This is a genomic window from Arthrobacter sulfonylureivorans (genome assembly GCF_047607445.1).
Lineage (GTDB): Bacteria > Actinomycetota > Actinomycetes > Actinomycetales > Micrococcaceae > Crystallibacter > Crystallibacter sulfonylureivorans_A.
Genome location: NZ_JBLKRT010000011.1, coordinates 12,973 through 28,227, shown reverse-complemented (window position 1 = coordinate 28,227; position 15,255 = coordinate 12,973). Strand labels below are relative to the sequence as shown.

The following is a 15,255-nucleotide window of genomic DNA, read 5'->3' as shown; positions in this document are numbered from 1 at the left end:
TGCGTGCCCCTGCCAAACGGTAGGAATCCGTTCCGCTCCGTGTAGGCCTGAACTCCGGCGGGGTTGCCTGAACTCCGGTGTGAGCTCCGGCGGGCTGGGCTCTACGGGCGTTGGCGCAACCGGTTCAGGTAGAACGCCGCCGACACGGCCGCCAGCAGTTCCAGCAGGATGACGCCCAGCATCATTTCGGTGTGCGGAAGGACTGCGGGCAGGGACTCCGGACCGACGGCGGTCCCCACGGAGCCTGTGCCGAGCGCAGTGCTCCCGGCCGCGGCGACGCCGTGCCCGGCGTGGCCGCCGCCGTACGAACCGGCCCCGGTCAGCAGCCAGGTGTGGAAGGCTGCCATGGCCAGGGCCGCCAACATCAGCATCCGGGCCGGTCCTGCCCCGCCGTGGCGCCAAGACTTGAGCGCACACGGCAGGCAGAACGCGGCCATGGCCAGCATCAGCAGGCTCTGCCACGGGGTATCCAGGTGCTGCCAGGCCATCCACAGGTGGGCGGCGATGGAGGTGAAGGCGACCACGGCGCACAGCCGGGCCAGCCGCTCAAGCTGGGCCCCGGCGTCGTGCTGGGCCGTGGATGCCGACTGCGCAACCGCGGTCATCTCCACACCCCCTGGTTAGCGGTGGCAGTGCCCGCCGGCGGCAGGCGTGTTGGCCGGCACGTCCAGCACGGGGCTGCGGTCGAAAAAACCATCCGGGCGGAGCCTGAATCCGGCCGTGTCTACCGGCATGATAGGCCAGTCCTCCACCCGCGGATAGTGGGTCAGGCCGAAGGTATGCCAGAGCACAATGTCCTCGCCATCGATGTTGCGGTCCTGCGCTACATAGGCCGGCAGTCCGGCGCCGCCGGCGTGCTGGTTCACGAAGTCGCCGGTCGGGTAACGCTCGTCCTCGGCATACTGGGTAACCCACAGGTCCTTGGCAGCGAAGGCCGCGCGCTTGGCCACCGAGGACTCCGGGTCGGCCAGCAGCGTGGGCTGGCCCTGCGGCATCAGCTTGTAGGCCACCGGCTCGCCCAGCCGGTTGGTGGATTCCGGGTTGGAAATGTGCCAGGTCCGGCCTGCCGGCATGTTGGCTTCGCGGACGCCCTCGGACTCGGTCTTCAGCAGAGCACGACGGCGGGTGAAGGCGTTGCCGCGCTCGTTGCCTTCGCCGAGGGGAACCCGCACAGCTTCTTCTTCCTCCACCCGGTTGGTGAAGCCGTCCAGCGCCATATCCAGCCGCGCGCTGAACAGATGCTGGTGGTACGGCGCGCCCAGGCCCGGAGCCATCTCGGAGGCGTACTCGTAGCCCTTGCCCGGGTACGCGCTGGTAAACACAATCCCGGTGGCCTTGGCCTCGAACTCAATGGTGCCGTCGAGGTAGAGGTACCAGTAGAAGCCGTAGTCGTAGTTGCCGATGGTGGTGAAGAAGGAGACCACCATGCGCCGGTTGCGGCGGGTGTAGTTGATCCCGGTCCACAGGTCGGAGTGCTTGGCCAGGATGGAGTAATCCTCTTCGTGCATGCAGATTCCGTTGCGGATCTCCCGCGGGTTGCCGAAACCGTCGGCGATCACGGGCGAGAGGTAGGTGATCTCGCCCAGGCAGTCGCAGCCCAGTTCCAGCGAGTTGGCGTACTGGCCCACCAGGTATTCGCCGGTGTCGAAGTAGTTCTGCCAGGAGCGCACCGGCGACGGGTCGCCGTACGGCACCACCATTTCGGCGATCGAAGCCCGTTTGATGATGGAGCGGGTGCGGCCGCCGTCCTTGAAGCCGATGTTGTGCAGCACCACGCCTTCGCGGACGTCGAAGCCAACGTCAAAGGACCATTTCTCCCACTCGATGTGGTTGCCGCCGCTGACCGTGAAGCTGGGTCCTTCGGGCTGGGTGATCTCGATGGGCTTCTGCGTGGTGCGGAGTTCGCCGGTCAGTTCCGGATCCGTGTAGTTGCCGTGCTCCGCGGGAACCGGCATGGCACCGAAGTCCAGCACCTGGTCCACGGTCTTGTTCACGATGTCCACATAGGCCACCAGTCCGTCGATTGGATGGGCCCAGGCACTGTCCTCCGGGAAGTTTTGGTAGAACGCCAGGCCGCGCAGGATCCGACGGCCCTTCTCCTCCGGATACTCGAACACCCCGGCAGACAGCGGCGCGACCCGCACCTTGTCGATTTCCAGTCCACGGTCGGCAATCGCCCTCAGCCAGCGCTCGTCGGTGGACAGGATGGCTTCGACCACCTCGAACTCCTCCTCGAGTACCGGCAACTCGCCGGTTACCGAGGTATCCAGCTCAAACTGTGTCAGGACTTTGCGGGAGGTGACGGAAACGGTCACATCCTTGGGCGCGGCGCCCGTGACGTCCAGCAGGAAGGCCCGGAACCGCCGGTCTCCGCTCGCTTCACCACCGCGGCGCGGCGGATCCAGCAGCCCAAGGTAGGCGAAGCGGGTGTTCTCCCCCGCCAGCCCTGCCTCAGCCAGAATGGTGCGGACGGCGGTGATTTCCTCGGCGGAGGCCAAAGCGTAGGAGGAAACAGTGGCGGCAGCGGTGGTCATGGCGGCCCTTTCTCAAACAGATTGGGAAACGCGGGACGAATTTTGGGCTGTGATCGACACCACGTTCTTTTTTCTATGTTCGTAGAGAATAACCCTCAGTAGGATTCATGGCAAGGGTTTTTTCTACGCACGTTTACAGGAGGCGGCCGGTGCCGAAGATCGTCGACCACGACCAACGTAGGGTCGATTTGGTGCAAGCGACGTGGCGGATCATCGCCCGGCACGGCATCGACGGTGCCACGATGCGCGAAATTGCCGCAGAAGCAGGCTTTGCCAACGGCGCACTCAAGCCCTACTTCCCCACCAAGGACGACCTGCTGGCCTTTGCCTTCGGCTACGTTTTCGACCAAACAAACCGCCGGGTGGCCGAATCCATCCGCGGCCACAGCGGCCTGGACGCCTTGCGGCGGTATTGCCTGGAGGTATTGCCCGTCACCGATGTGACCATCAGCGAGGCCCGACTGGTCATTCCGTTCTGGCAAAAGGCGCTCACCGACCCGGACAAGGCCGCCCTCCATTCCGACTCCATGGAGCGGTGGCGCGTGGACTTCATGCGCTTCCTCGCCGAAGCCCGGGAGGCGGGCGAGGTCCGCACTCCGGCCAGCGACGACGTGCTGGCCGGGCAGCTCATGTCCTTCCTGCTGGGCGCGCAGATCACCGCCTCGCTCACCCCGGACCACCACTCCCCTGAGCAGTTGATCGAGCACCTGGACAGTTGGCTTCGAATGGTCTCCGCAGCTTCCTGATCAAAATTGTTTTTCGCCCGTTGTGGAAAATACATGACAACGTGCCCCCGCAGGCGCTATGGTGTGGAGACTGTGTCCTGAGACACACTTGAAAACCGGTTCCAAGCGAAGGGGCCATTGTGACGATCACCTTTCCCGAACGCAGCACCCACACCTCATCCGGCACCGCCGGAACCGCCGGTGATTTTGGCGGTACCGCGGCTGCCGCGGTACCCGCACCTTCCCTGCCGCGCACCCCGTCTGCGCCTTCCGTGCCTGCCGTTCCTTCAGCGGTGCAGGTTGCCGAGGCCCGCTCGTTCGCCGAGTGGAACACGCTGATCTCCGAGTCCTTTGTGCCTTTGCAGGCCCGTACCAACTCCCCCGCCGGCTTCCACGGACGCCTGCGTTCCCGGGTTCTGGACGAATTGTCCGTGGTGGAAGTGACCGCGAACAGCCACAAGGTGCTGCGCACGCCCGCGCTCATCACTCGGTCCGACCGGCTCTACTACAAGCTCAACCTGCAACTGTCCGGCACCGGCATCCTCGTCCAGGACAACCGCGAAGCCACGCTGCGCCCGGGCGATCTGGCGGTCTATGACACCCACCGGCCCTACACCTTGGAGTTCGACGACGACTTCCGCACCCTGGTGCTGATGTTCCCGCACGACGCGTTGGACCTGCCGACAGATTCCGTCGCCGAACTGACCGCCGTCCGGATGGCCGGGGACGCCGGCATCGGCCGGATGATCAGCCCGTTCATGGTCCAGCTGGCGGACAACCTTGAACTGCTCTCGGGCCCCAGCGGCCACCGGCTCGCCCATAACGCCGTGGACCTGCTCGCAACCCTGTTTGACAGCGAACTGCACAGCGGGAACGGGCCCCAGCGCGGACACCATGGCGAATTGCTGGCACGGATCCGGCAGCACATCGAAGCCAATCTGGGCGACCCGGAACTGTCTCCGGCAGGCATTGCCGCAGCGCATTTCATCTCCACCCGGCACTTGCACAGCATTTTCCACGACGCTGGAACCACCGTAGCCGGGTGGATCCGCGCCCGACGGCTCGAACGCTGCCGTCGCGACCTGCGCGATCCGCTGCAGGCCGACCGCGCGGTCGGTGCCATCGCCACGCGTTGGGGCTTCACCGATGCAGCCCATTTCAGCCGGGTCTTTCGCAGCGCCTTTGGCGTTCCGCCGAGCACATACCGGCGCGCCTGAGCGGGTCAGCGGCCGGCGACGGCTTGCAGAAGCTGGCGGAACGCCGTGAGGTTGCGGGGTGCTGTTGCCGGTTCACGGGCAGCATCGATTCCTGCTTCGCGGATGGCGCCGATGAGGAGTCCCGCAACCGCCTCAATGTCGATGTCAGCACGCAGGTCCCCGCGCTCCTGGGCGTGCCCGAGTTCGCGGACAAACATGTCGAGGGTATGTTGCGAGGCGCTGCCCCGGCGCTTGCCGATCCCGAAGTGCTGGGGCCCCGAGACGTTGTAGAAGAAACCCAGCTCACGCCGAGCGGCAAGGGCGAGCATGGCACGCGGGTAGGCGCAGAGCTTCTCGATCCAATCGTCCTGCCCTGCAGCGTCGCGCTCCGCTGCATCGATCAAATCTTGGCCAACCCTCTTGTAGGCTTCGGCCAACACGTCGGCACGGCCTCCCGGAAAATGCGCGTAAAGGGTTGCCCTTGATGTGCCGGCGCGCGCCGTGATCCGGTCGATGGTGGTGGCTTTCTCCCCCAGCGCGTCGATAATGTCGATGGCTGAACGCACCAAGTCGTGACGGGTTTGCAGTTGCTGCCGCTTGCGAAGAGGAAGGGGCAGCTCAGTAAGCTGGGCCCCCGACTCCCCCTCCCCTCGGCGCGCCGTGGACGGACCCGAGCGATCGTCGGCGTTCATGCGTGCACGGCTTCTGCACGGGTTTCCGCGGCGAGTGCCACGTCAAGAGCGTCAATGACGCGGTCCAGTTCGTCCAGGCCAATCACCAGTGGCGGCCGGATCTTGAGGATGTTGTCGTTCGGTCCAATCCGGCTGATCAGGATCCGTTCCCGCACGAGAGCTTCGACAATCCGTTTGGCCAAGCCGGCATCCGGGCGGCCGTCGTCGTCAACAAGTTCCAAACCGAAGAACAGGCCTCGTCCCTTCGCAGAGGCTGCCCGAGGATGGCTGGCGACCAGGTCATCGAGCCGGCTGGCAACGTGCCGTCCGAGTTCACCTGAGCGGGCAATCAGCCCATGGTAGGTGATCTCGTTCAGCACGGCTTGGCCGGCAGCCGCCGCGGTGGCGGTGCCGGCAAAAGTATTGAAGTACATGTTGGCGCTACTGAAGGACTCCAAGATCGCGGCGGTGGTGACCACACCGCCGAGCGGGTAGCCATTACCCAACGGTTTGCCAAGGGTGACCAGGTCCGGCTTGATGCCGGTCGCCTGATGACCCCACCAGACATCGCCCAAACGGCCCAGTCCGGTCTGGACCTCGTCTGCAATAACCAAGCCGCCGGCCGCACGAATCCGCTCGACGACCCCTTCAAGGTAACCCTCCGGCACACGGGGCAGCCCCTCGGTGGAGAACGCCGGCTCGATCAACAGGGCAGCCACGCCGTGGCCGGATTCGACGAGAGACGCGATGGCCTCGTCAATCGCTGCCAAAGCGCGATCCAGGATGACTCCTGAATCTGAGGTCTTCCCCTCGCGATCAAGATCCGGTACGTGGATCGGCCGGACGTGGTCGCCAAACGGCTCCGAGACGGTCAAACCGGTCGTCAGCGCTGCGAGCGCAATCGTGTTGCCGTGGTAGCTGTGATCGGTGACAATGACGCCGCTGCGGCCGGTCATGTGCCTCGCAATTCGGATGGCAAGCTCGTTTGACTCGGATCCGCTGTTCGTGAAGTAGACGCGGTCAAGCGGTGCGTCGAAGGTGCCCAAGAGCTGCTCGGCGTAGTCCACGATTGGTTCACTGAGGTACCGCGTATGCACATTGAGCGTATTGAGCTGCCGGCATACGGCATCTGCCACCCGAGGATTTGCGTGGCCGACCTGCGGAACGTTGTTGTACGCGTCGAGAAAGCGGTTTCCCTCCGAATCGACCAACCACACGCCGTCACCGGACACGAAGTGCAGCGGCCGGTCGTAGAAAAGAGGCGAGTGGGGTCCGATGGTCGCGGCCCGTCGGGCGAGCAGGCTGGCATCACGTGGGGTGTGCTGCCCTTCCGGCAAGCGCCCTTCCGGTAACTGCCCATCGACAGCCACGTACTCACGGCACAAATCCACGACGACGGGCAGAACCTCGGACTGCAGAAAGTCGCTGGTCTCATCCCCCGGTCGGTCGGCGGCCCATCCCAGGTAGGTGAGGCCCCGGGCCAGGATGAACGTGTCCAGGTCCTCCATGGCACGCTCCGGGATATCCGCATGCCTCCGGTAGCCGGCCAACAGTGCCTGGCGATACTCCACGGCTTGAGGGTGGCGGTGGTACCAAAACAGGATGGTGGCCAGGTCGAACAGCCACCAGCCTTCTCCGAAATCGTCAAAGTCAATCAGGACGTGCCGGTCCCCGGCGGTCAAAACGTTCTCGGGCGTGAAGTCAGCATGGATGACGCCGTAATTTTCGGGCGCGGTTCCCAACTGATCCAGGCGTTGGCCGATGCGCCGCACGGCCGCGTCGATCGCATCGCGTTCATCATCGGTCCGTCCCAGCCGGCGGGGATCACCCCAGAGGGCTGCCGCCCCGGCAAGCCCTTCGGCGTCCCAGGCCGGCCTGGAGTAACCGGAGACCTTCCCTATTCGACGCGATGCCTGATGGAACGTGGCGCAGAGTTCGCCGAGTCGCGCGAAGACTTCGGTATCCAAGCCGTCCTCGCCGAGCCATGCCGCGCCGGCATCACCCAAGGGTTTGCCGCCTGCAACCCACCTCTGGACATCGACGTGGTGCATCCGCCCGCTGCTGTCAGGAACAAGCGCGAACAGGGCGCCCGCAACGGTCCGGACTACTGCAGGAACCGGAAGACCTTCTGCGCCCAAAGCGGTCATGAAAGCGCCTTCAGTGCCTACTTCGTCGTCAGTCCGATGACCCAGCCGATGAATTCGGAGCGCGAAGGCGGCTGACCCTTCGGACACGCGGAAGACGACGTTTTCGCGATGTTTGACGAAATCGATCACCGCGTCTTCCGCTATCCCGAACATTGGAAGAGCGTTGCGGGCAATGGTGAGGGCTTCCTCGCGGGACAGCTGTGACATGGGGGCTCCTCGCTCCGAAGTCGGGGATGTGTAACCGCGACTATACCCCTAGTTCAGTCAAAAGGAAGAGGATTCCACCAAGGTCTATTAATCAGACTGCCAGTCTAGTGAATGAACTGCTATTCCGTCCCGCGCCAACTCTGAGTAACTTGTCTCACAGCCGATCCGCGAAAGCCGAGAGGAAGGCAATCGCCCGGACCGAGGGAGTTGGAGCACACATGTCACTTTCAGTCACTGAGGGCAGCAGCCTGCCGCAACGCGTCGTCGTGACGGGCGGCTCGTCCGGCATCGGCCTTGCCGTGGCGCGTCTATTCGCACGGGAAGGTTCACAGGTTGGCATCGTCGGCCGAAACCAGGACCGACTGGACGCGGCGCTCTCTGAACTCGAACTCGTCGGGCCGTCGCGAGTCGTGTCCGCACGCGCCGATGTCGCCGAAGACTCTCAACTGGAAGACGCGGTGGGAGGACTCGGCGGCAAGCTGGGTGGCATCGACGCACTCGTCTGCTGCGCCGGCATCGAAGGTGAAATGGGAGCGGCCTGCGAGGACGTTAGCGCGAAGAGCTTTCGGGAGGTCCTCGATGTCAACGTCGTGGGCACCTTCCTTGCGGTCAAGTTTGCTCTTCCGTACCTCAAGCGCGCAGAGGGCGGCAGCGTGACCATCGTCGGCTCTGACTCCGGCTTCGTTGCGGTGCCGGGCATGCTCGCGTACAACGCATCCAAGGGCGCGCTCGTCCAAATGACACGGGCGCTGGCCGTGGAACTATTCGACGAGTATGGGATCCGGGTCAACAGCGTCTGTCCGTCGATTGTCGACACACCGATGGCACGCCGCGGACTGGGCGAAGCCATGAATGACCCGTCTTTTCCCATCCAGTCGGCCGACGACATTGCCTGGAGTGTCGGCTACTTGGCCTCCCGCCGGTCCCGCGCCGTCAACGGAGTCAATCTGCTGTCCGACTTTGGCTACACCGGCCGTTCCTCCTTCCCGGCATAACCGGCGCCAGCGCCCTGCAGCCGGGAAGCCAGTGTCGTTCGGGCGCGCATTGTCTATCTTCATGCACGGAATGACAAGCCAGAACCGCGGCATCCGGCGCAAACTGGCTTTATTAGTCCGGAAGCTGGGAGTGCTGCACAGTCAGGGCAGTTGACTCACTTCCAATATTCACCACAACTCATTCGAAGGGAGTTCAGTTGTCTGAGAAAAACACGGACGTGTTGGCACGCAACCAGCTTGGAGTAAGCGCGATTGTCTTTCTCGTTCTCGCTGCAGTTGCTCCAGTCACGGTTCTCATCGTCGTGCTCCCGCTCGCGATCGCGCACGGCAACGGCGGCGGAGTTCCCGTCGCGATCCTTATGGTCGCAGCGGCACTGCTGCTCTTTGCGATCGGCTACGCGCAGATCACCAAGGAGCTGACCAACGCTGGTGGCTTCTACGCGATCGCGGTGAAAGGCCTGGGCAAGACTGCGGGCCTCATCACTGGCATCATCGCCACGATCGGTTACAACGCCTTTGTGGCCGGCGCCCTTGGAACCATCGGCTTCTTCGCCGGGATGGTCGTCATGCCCGAACTCTTCGGCGAGGCGTTCACGCTCGATTGGTTCTGGACCGGCGCGGTACTCTTCGTCATCGTTTACCTGCTCGCCATCTCGGGTATCCATGTGAGCGCCGTCGTTTTGGGTGTCGCGCTCGTACTCGAAATCATCATGGTCTTCGTGTTCGGTTTCTCCGTGCTCTTCCAGCAGGGCTTCAGCTTCTCGGTGTTCACGCCTGAAATCATCATGGGCGGATCATTGTGGATCGGCCTGCTGCTCGCGGCCACCGCGTTTATCGGCTTCGAGGCAACGGCGCTCTTCGGTGAGGAAGCGAAGGATCCCCACCGGACCATTCCCAGGGCGACCTACGCGGCCATCATCATCATCGGGCTCATGCATGCATTTGCCGCGTGGGCGATCGTCAGTTCGATCGGTCCCGACATCGCGCAGGCGACGGCAATTGAGCATCTTGAGGCGGGCGACCTCACCCTGATGCTCATCGACAAGCATCTGGGGCCGGTTTTCGTCGTCATTGCCCTGGTGCTCGTCGTGGTCAGCCTCTTCGCCGCGCAGTTGGCATTCCACAACTCCGCCGGACGCTACCTCTTCTCGCTCGGTCGCGCCCGTGTGCTGCCGCACTGGCTGGCTAAGACCAACGCGAAGGGAGCGCCGCAACGCGCGCTGCTGACCAACCTCATTTTTGCATTGGTCATCGCGGCGATCTTCCGTTTCGCGTTCCCGGATCTGCCGTCGATCCTCACCCTCGTTCCGGTAGGCCTTGGCTTCGCGACACTCTCAATCATCATCGTGCAGGCGATCGCCGCCCTTGCAGTCGTTGTCTACTTCCGCAAGAAGCGCGACCCGCGGCTCTGGACGACCCTGATCGCACCGGCCATTGGCTTTATCGCGCTAGCGGTCTTCAGCATCATGGCGATTGTGCAGTTCCCGCTCGTCGCAGGTTCCGAGGAGCCCTACGTGGTCGTGCTGCCGTGGATACTCGTACTCGCTGTCATCGGCGGCATCGTCTACGGCGCTTACCTCAAGTCGAAGAAGCCTGAAGTGTACGCAGGTCTCAGCGACGATCTTGAAAAGTTCGACGATTTGCTCGTCGAAGATGCGGACACCTTGAAGAAATAGCGCCCCTCTCGACATCCGAACGAATGGATGCCCCTGACGCCAGGTGATGCGCGTCAGGGGCATCCACCGGTTTAGGGATGGTCTTCGTCTACGTGAAGAGCAACCGACCCGGGATCGATCGGCGCATCGGTTTCGGCGGCGGCCGAAGGCAGCAGCTGGGCCCTTGGGGCACCAAGGGTTAAACGAAAGGGCCGGAGCAGCAGGCGTTGGGGGGAATCCTGCGGCTCCGGCTCTTCCACGCCCGGACCCAAGTCCGGCCGAGGCGGTGCGGGCCCCCGTTCCGAGCCCGACCGTTGATACGAGCTTATCCGGGCAGTTGCACCGGCGCGATGGGGAGAACTACCCATCGCGCCTCAACCGATTACCCGTCGGAGCCTCTATGATTCCGTGCAACCTTCTGGTGCCAGGGCCACAACCCGCAGCCAATGTCCTTCGTGCGGCGCCCGCCCTTTCGCGGCGCTGTCCCCTCGACGCCCGGCGCGGCTTTGGCCCAGTTCGCACTCGGCCCTCGCCCGTTATCGCGTGGGAGAGGATACTGGAGGCCGTGGGACTGTTGAGCGGAGCACCTTACCCTTTTACAGATCGCTCCGATGCGGCACATCAGTTGGCGGCCGAATTGGCAGACTACCGCGGGCGCAAAGACGTCACCGTACTGGGGCTGGCGCGCGGCGGCGTTCCCGTGGCTGCCATTGTGGCGAAAGAACTGGGTGCTGACCTGGATGCGCTCATCGTCCGCAAGTTGGGGATCCCTGATCAGCCGGAAGTAGCCTTCGGCGCACTGGCAGCGCACGGCGGGCACACCGCCGTCGTCATGGTGGACCACATTGTGGCCGAGTTGCGCCGCCGCAACTACAGCGAGCAGCGCCTCCACGCCGTCCAAGCCACGGAACGTGCCGAGCTGCAGCGGCGCCAGGAGGCGTATCTGCACGGCAGGACGACTGAGGTCGTCGGCCGTACCGCCATACTCTGCGACGATGGCCTGGCGACCGGCGCCACCATGAAGGCCGCCATCAAAGCTGTCCGGCAGAGCAAGCCACGAGAGATCGTCGTCGCCGTGCCCGTAGGGCCGCCGCAGACCTGCACAGAACTGGAGAAGCTGGCCGACGCCGTCTTTTGCCTGCGTCAGCCGCGGGCCTTTCGGGCCGTCGGCGAGGCCTACCGGCATTTCAACCAAGTCAGCGACGAGGAAGTCTTGGCCGCCCTCCCGCAGTAGCTGCCGCCGACAGTCCACAAAACAGCGGACCGCCGCCGGTATCCATTACCGACGGCGGTCCACAGGAGAAGTCCTTGCTCCCAGTGGGAGCGCCTTCCCTAGCGGGAGTCGCGTGCCTCAGGGTGCTGACGCAGGTACTCCTGATGCGCTTCCTCCACCCGCAGGTTCTTGCCCTTGGTCTCCTTGACCACGGACACGGCTACGAGCGAGATGACGCAGAGCACCATGATGTAGATGCCGATGGAGATGGTTGTTCCGGTCGCGCCCAGCAGCACTTCCGCAATCAACGGGGCGAACGCGCCGCCAAGAATCGCACCGATGGCGTAGCCGATCGATACGCCCGAGTAGCGGACGTGGGCCGGGAACATCTCGGCGTAGAGAGCCGACTGGGGACCGTAGGACAGGCCCAGACCGATGGTCAGGACGAACATTGCGATGCCCATCAGCACAATGCTGGCGGTGTCGATCAGCATGAACATCGGGATCTGCCACAGCAGGACCCACACGTAGCCAATCTGGAAGGTGCGGACCCGGCCGATCTTGTCGGAGAGAATTCCGCCGTACATGGTGAAGATCAACCAGCCGAAGGCGGCCAGCGTGGTGGCCAGCAGCACGGAGGGACGGTCCATGCCAAGGCCGCCGGCCTCCACCGGCTTGGTGGCGTAGGACGCGAAGAACGCGATCAGCAGGTAGCCGGCTGCGTTGTTGGCGATGAAGATCAGCGCGGTGAGGATGACCTCTTTCCAGTTGTGCTTGAACAACTGGCCCAGCGGAGCTGCCGATTCCTTCTTGCGTTCCTGCATCTCCTTGAACACCGGGGACTCGTCCACCGAACGGCGGATGACGTAGCCCACCAGGATCAGCACGATCGAGAACAGGAACGGTACACGCCAGCCCCAGCTCATGAATGCTTCTTCTGTCAGCAAGGTGCTGAGCAGCCACATCACGCCGGTGGCGAGGATCATGCCGCACGGAACACCGATCTGCGGATATGCACCGAAGAAGCCTCGCTTGTTCACCGGGGCATGCTCAACGGACATCAGGGCAGCGCCGCCCCATTCACCGCCGGCCGAGAAACCTTGCAGGATGCGCAGGAACACCAGCAGGATCGGAGCCCAAATGCCGATCTGGGCGTAGGTCGGCAGCACACCGATCAGCGCGGTGGCCGCGCCCATGAGCACCAGTGTGAAGACCAGCATCATCTTTCGGCCCAGGCGGTCACCGAGGTGGCCGGCGACGATGGCGCCGAGCGGGCGGAACAGGAAGCTGATGCCCAGCGAGGCCCAAGAGACGATCTGCGCCAGCCCGGCGCTCTCTTGCGACAATGGAGCAAAGTACAGGGAGGCCAGCACCAATCCGGCAGCCTGGGCGTAAATGAAGAAGTCGTACCACTCAATGGTGGTGCCAACCAAGGTGCCGGCGAGCACCTTGCGCTCTTCGCGGCGGGCTGCCGGGCTGATGTTGCCTGCCAGCTCTTCTGACGTGGACATATTCTCTCCGTTGCGTTCACAGAACGGTATTTACCGAACGGTCGGTAATGTGACCCGAGCCATATTACCGGAGAGTGGCGCGGCCCACAGGGCGCCCCCATATCAATTGGGTAACGGCAGGGCCCCTATTCCCGCGATGCCTCAACCTGCACGGGGGTTCACGGGGCCTCGGCAGTCATTATTGCGTTCTATAGTTGGACACTTCGTCCTGATATAGAACAATAGTGGGTGTGAGGCGTGGCACATCGCGTGTCTCACCGCTCCACGTCCGCTTTCAAGCAGTCAATCTTCCTAGGATGGTCCGATGAGCCAGACTCCCACCAAGCCGGCCTCGGCGCACTCCCAGACTCTGTCACGCGGCATTCGAGCGCTGGAAATCCTGGCCGAAGCGCAGGCGCCGATGACTATCGCCGAACTGTCCGATGCCCTGGGAGTGCACCGTTCGATCGCCTACCGGATCTTGCGGACCCTTGAAGACCATTCGCTGTTGATGCGGGATTCGGCCGGGCGAGTGCAGGCGGGTCCGGGGTTGGCCGCGCTGGCACGCGGTGTGTCGCGCGACCTGCAGTCGGCAGCGCTGCCGGAGCTGACCTTGCTGGCGAACGACCTGATGATGACCGCTTTCATCGCGGTCTGGGATCAACACGATTGCGTCACGCTGTTCACCGTGGAGCCGCGGCACACAACGGCTCTGGTCCAGCATCCGGGCACGCGTCATTCCTTCGACGTTGGCGCACCGGGAATCGCCATTCAGTCGGCGCTGACCCGGGAACAGTGGGAACAACACGCTCCGGGACGACCCATCCGGCCGGAAGCCCAACTGGCCAAGGAAATCGGCTACGCCGTCAGCCATGACGAGGTCATCCCCGGTGTCTCCTCGGTCGCGGTACCGGTTTCCGTTCCCGGCCAACTGCCGGCGGCCATAGCCGTGGTCTACATCCGAACCGACACTCCCGACCAGGAGATCGCGGCAGCATTGCAGCGGTCAGCTGCCGCCATCGAGGCTGAACTGCGGTGAGCGCGCTCAGCGCTGCCGGCGCCTGACGACGGCGGCGGCCACCAGGCCGAGCATCAAGAGCATGCCCGCGGCGGCAATCGAGACCAAAAAGGCACCTGTGTGGCCGGAGGTTTCGGCCAGCGCGCCGGCGCACGCCGAGCCCAGCGCAGAGCCCAGGACAACGCCGCTGGCCAGCAGCGTCATGACAGTGCCAAGCCGCTCGTCCGGGGCGACCATACTTCCGATGCCGTAGATCGTGACCATGGTCGGCCCAACGGGCACGCCGACCAGCAGCAGCACGAAGATCATCGGGAGCACGTCGGCCGGCAGCAGCAGCATGAGGCAAAAAGCCGTCATCAACGCAGCACAGACAACCCAGCGCCAGACATGCGTCCAGCGCGCGGGCCAGTACGCGACGGAGAGGGCGCCGAACGCCGATGTCAGGCCCAGCAGGGCATACAGCAGGCCGGCAGCATCGGCCGCTCCAAAGGTGCCGCCGAAAGCGCTCAGTGCATTCTGGGTCGCCCCGAAGAACGTGCCCATGGCCACCATGCCCAGCACCGGAATGGAGACCAACGGCCAATTGATCCGCACCGGAGTCGCGGCCGCAGCCGCTTCCGGGTGCGCCTTGACCAGTTCCGGGGTCACCGGGACCACCGTGCGGTACGTGGGGTGGATGGCGAACGCGGTCACCATAGTGACGGTCAGCGCGGCCGCCAGCACGAAGGGAAGCCAAGGCGCGATCAGCGCGGCCAACAGCCCGACCAGCGCCGGTCCCAACACAAACGTCAGTTCATCCGCCGTGCTCTCGTAAGACAGCGCCGTGTCCAGCGCCGGCTTGTCGCTGCGCGTCATCGCCATCCAGCGCACCCTCGCCAGCGACCCGACCTGCGGGCAGGTGGCCCCAACGAGGAATGACGCCGCCAACACGGCGGCCGTCCCGGCCCCGCTGCTGCCGATGTAGACGCAGGTCAGCAGCAAGGCAATGGCGCAGGTATGGGCCGCGGCGGCGATCAGCAGCACCGGGCGTTGTCCCGCTCGATCCGCGAGATAGCCGAACAGCGGTGCCCCGGCGGCTGAACCGATGCCTACAGCACCGGCGGCGAAGCCACCCGAGGCGTAGGACCCACTGGTCACGGTGACCAGAGTCAAAGCTCCGACCGTCAACATCGCCAAGGGCAACCGGGCAAGGAATCCGATGGCCAGGAAGGAAGTGCCCGCCAGCCGGGCCAACCGGGCGTAGCGGCCGAAGGGATTGCGTCGTTTGCGCCTGTAGGCCGGAGCAGCGGTCGCGGAGTGCTGCTCCGCGGGCGCGTCGGAATCGGGAGATGTCATTGGTTTTTCCGTTGGTTCGAACCGCGCATCGTCCCGCCTCCCGATGCGCACAACCCGGATAACGTACCT

Annotated in this window: 12 protein-coding genes; 6 read left to right on the top strand and 6 right to left on the bottom strand. The window is 64.2% G+C overall.

All coding sequences use genetic code 11. The features are described from left to right. Nucleotides 1-101: 101 nt before the first annotated feature. Together ACMX2H_RS07160 and ACMX2H_RS07155 are read right to left on the bottom strand one after the other, a co-directional pair. Nucleotides 102-611, bottom strand: a complete 510-nt coding sequence (locus ACMX2H_RS07160) for a hypothetical protein (protein WP_414959849.1) — start codon at nt 609-611, stop codon at nt 102-104. 9 nt (nt 612-620) lie between these two features. Then, entirely contained in the window at nt 621-2,534 is a 1,914-nt protein-coding gene (locus tag ACMX2H_RS07155) for a primary-amine oxidase (protein ID WP_414959848.1), read from the bottom strand. Between the two features lie 149 nt (nt 2,535-2,683). Here ACMX2H_RS07155 and ACMX2H_RS07150 point away from each other — a divergent pair, with 149 nt between their 5' ends. Both ACMX2H_RS07150 and ACMX2H_RS07145 read left to right on the top strand, forming a co-directional pair. Further along, nucleotides 2,684-3,280 (top strand): TetR/AcrR family transcriptional regulator, encoded by a 597-nt coding sequence (locus tag ACMX2H_RS07150; protein ID WP_414959847.1) that lies wholly within the window; start codon nt 2,684-2,686, stop codon nt 3,278-3,280. A gap of 224 nt (nt 3,281-3,504) precedes the next feature. After that, nucleotides 3,505-4,476 (top strand): AraC-like ligand-binding domain-containing protein, encoded by a 972-nt coding sequence (locus ACMX2H_RS07145; protein ID WP_414959911.1) that lies wholly within the window; start codon nt 3,505-3,507, stop codon nt 4,474-4,476. A 5-nt stretch (nt 4,477-4,481) separates the two neighbouring features. On the opposite strand, the gene ACMX2H_RS07140 is transcribed toward ACMX2H_RS07145, so the two are convergent. Together ACMX2H_RS07140 and ACMX2H_RS07135 are read right to left on the bottom strand one after the other, a co-directional pair. Then, a complete protein-coding gene (locus ACMX2H_RS07140) occupies nt 4,482-5,147 on the bottom strand; it encodes a TetR/AcrR family transcriptional regulator (protein ID WP_414959846.1) in 666 nt (221 codons plus the stop codon). Further along, a complete protein-coding gene (locus tag ACMX2H_RS07135) occupies nt 5,144-7,480 on the bottom strand; it encodes an aminotransferase class III-fold pyridoxal phosphate-dependent enzyme (protein ID WP_414959845.1) in 2,337 nt (778 codons plus the stop codon). Before ACMX2H_RS07135 ends, ACMX2H_RS07140 begins: the two co-directional genes overlap by 4 nt. A gap of 218 nt (nt 7,481-7,698) precedes the next feature. Here ACMX2H_RS07135 and ACMX2H_RS07130 point away from each other — a divergent pair, with 218 nt between their 5' ends. The 3 genes from ACMX2H_RS07130 (at nt 7,699) to ACMX2H_RS07120 (ending at nt 11,364) form a co-directional block, all read left to right on the top strand. Further along, nucleotides 7,699-8,475: an SDR family NAD(P)-dependent oxidoreductase gene (locus ACMX2H_RS07130; RefSeq protein WP_414959844.1), complete on the top strand. Its 777-nt coding sequence runs from the start codon at nt 7,699-7,701 to the stop codon at nt 8,473-8,475. Nucleotides 8,476-8,672: 197 nt separating this feature from the next. After that, complete coding sequence (locus tag ACMX2H_RS07125; RefSeq protein ID WP_414959843.1) at nt 8,673-10,151, top strand: APC family permease; 1,479 nt, start codon at nt 8,673-8,675, stop codon at nt 10,149-10,151. A 544-nt stretch (nt 10,152-10,695) separates the two neighbouring features. Beyond that, nucleotides 10,696-11,364: a phosphoribosyltransferase gene (locus ACMX2H_RS07120; RefSeq protein ID WP_414959842.1), complete on the top strand. Its 669-nt coding sequence runs from the start codon at nt 10,696-10,698 to the stop codon at nt 11,362-11,364. Nucleotides 11,365-11,462: 98 nt separating this feature from the next. On the opposite strand, the gene ACMX2H_RS07115 is transcribed toward ACMX2H_RS07120, so the two are convergent. Then, complete coding sequence (locus ACMX2H_RS07115; RefSeq protein ID WP_414959841.1) at nt 11,463-12,854, bottom strand: MFS transporter; 1,392 nt, start codon at nt 12,852-12,854, stop codon at nt 11,463-11,465. Between the two features lie 304 nt (nt 12,855-13,158). Here ACMX2H_RS07115 and ACMX2H_RS07110 point away from each other — a divergent pair, with 304 nt between their 5' ends. Continuing rightward, nucleotides 13,159-13,872, top strand: coding sequence for an IclR family transcriptional regulator (locus tag ACMX2H_RS07110; protein ID WP_414959840.1), 714 nt, complete (start codon nt 13,159-13,161; stop codon nt 13,870-13,872). A 6-nt stretch (nt 13,873-13,878) separates the two neighbouring features. Here the strand turns inward: ACMX2H_RS07110 and ACMX2H_RS07105 are convergent, their stop codons facing one another. Continuing rightward, nucleotides 13,879-15,186: an MFS transporter gene (locus ACMX2H_RS07105; protein ID WP_414959839.1), complete on the bottom strand. Its 1,308-nt coding sequence runs from the start codon at nt 15,184-15,186 to the stop codon at nt 13,879-13,881. Nucleotides 15,187-15,255 lie beyond the last annotated feature (69 nt).

Coding starts and splice junctions, on each gene's coding strand:
- ACMX2H_RS07155 (WP_414959848.1), bottom strand. CDS start 2,534: ATGACCACCGCTGCCGCCACTGTTTCCTCCTACGCTTTGGCCTCCGCC.
- ACMX2H_RS07140 (WP_414959846.1), bottom strand. CDS start 5,147: ATGAACGCCGACGATCGCTCGGGTCCGTCCACGGCGCGCCGAGGGGAG.
- ACMX2H_RS07135 (WP_414959845.1), bottom strand. CDS start 7,480: ATGTCACAGCTGTCCCGCGAGGAAGCCCTCACCATTGCCCGCAACGCT.
- ACMX2H_RS07130 (WP_414959844.1), top strand. CDS start 7,699: ATGTCACTTTCAGTCACTGAGGGCAGCAGCCTGCCGCAACGCGTCGTC.
- ACMX2H_RS07115 (WP_414959841.1), bottom strand. CDS start 12,854: ATGTCCACGTCAGAAGAGCTGGCAGGCAACATCAGCCCGGCAGCCCGC.
- ACMX2H_RS07110 (WP_414959840.1), top strand. CDS start 13,159: ATGAGCCAGACTCCCACCAAGCCGGCCTCGGCGCACTCCCAGACTCTG.
- ACMX2H_RS07105 (WP_414959839.1), bottom strand. CDS start 15,186: ATGACATCTCCCGATTCCGACGCGCCCGCGGAGCAGCACTCCGCGACC.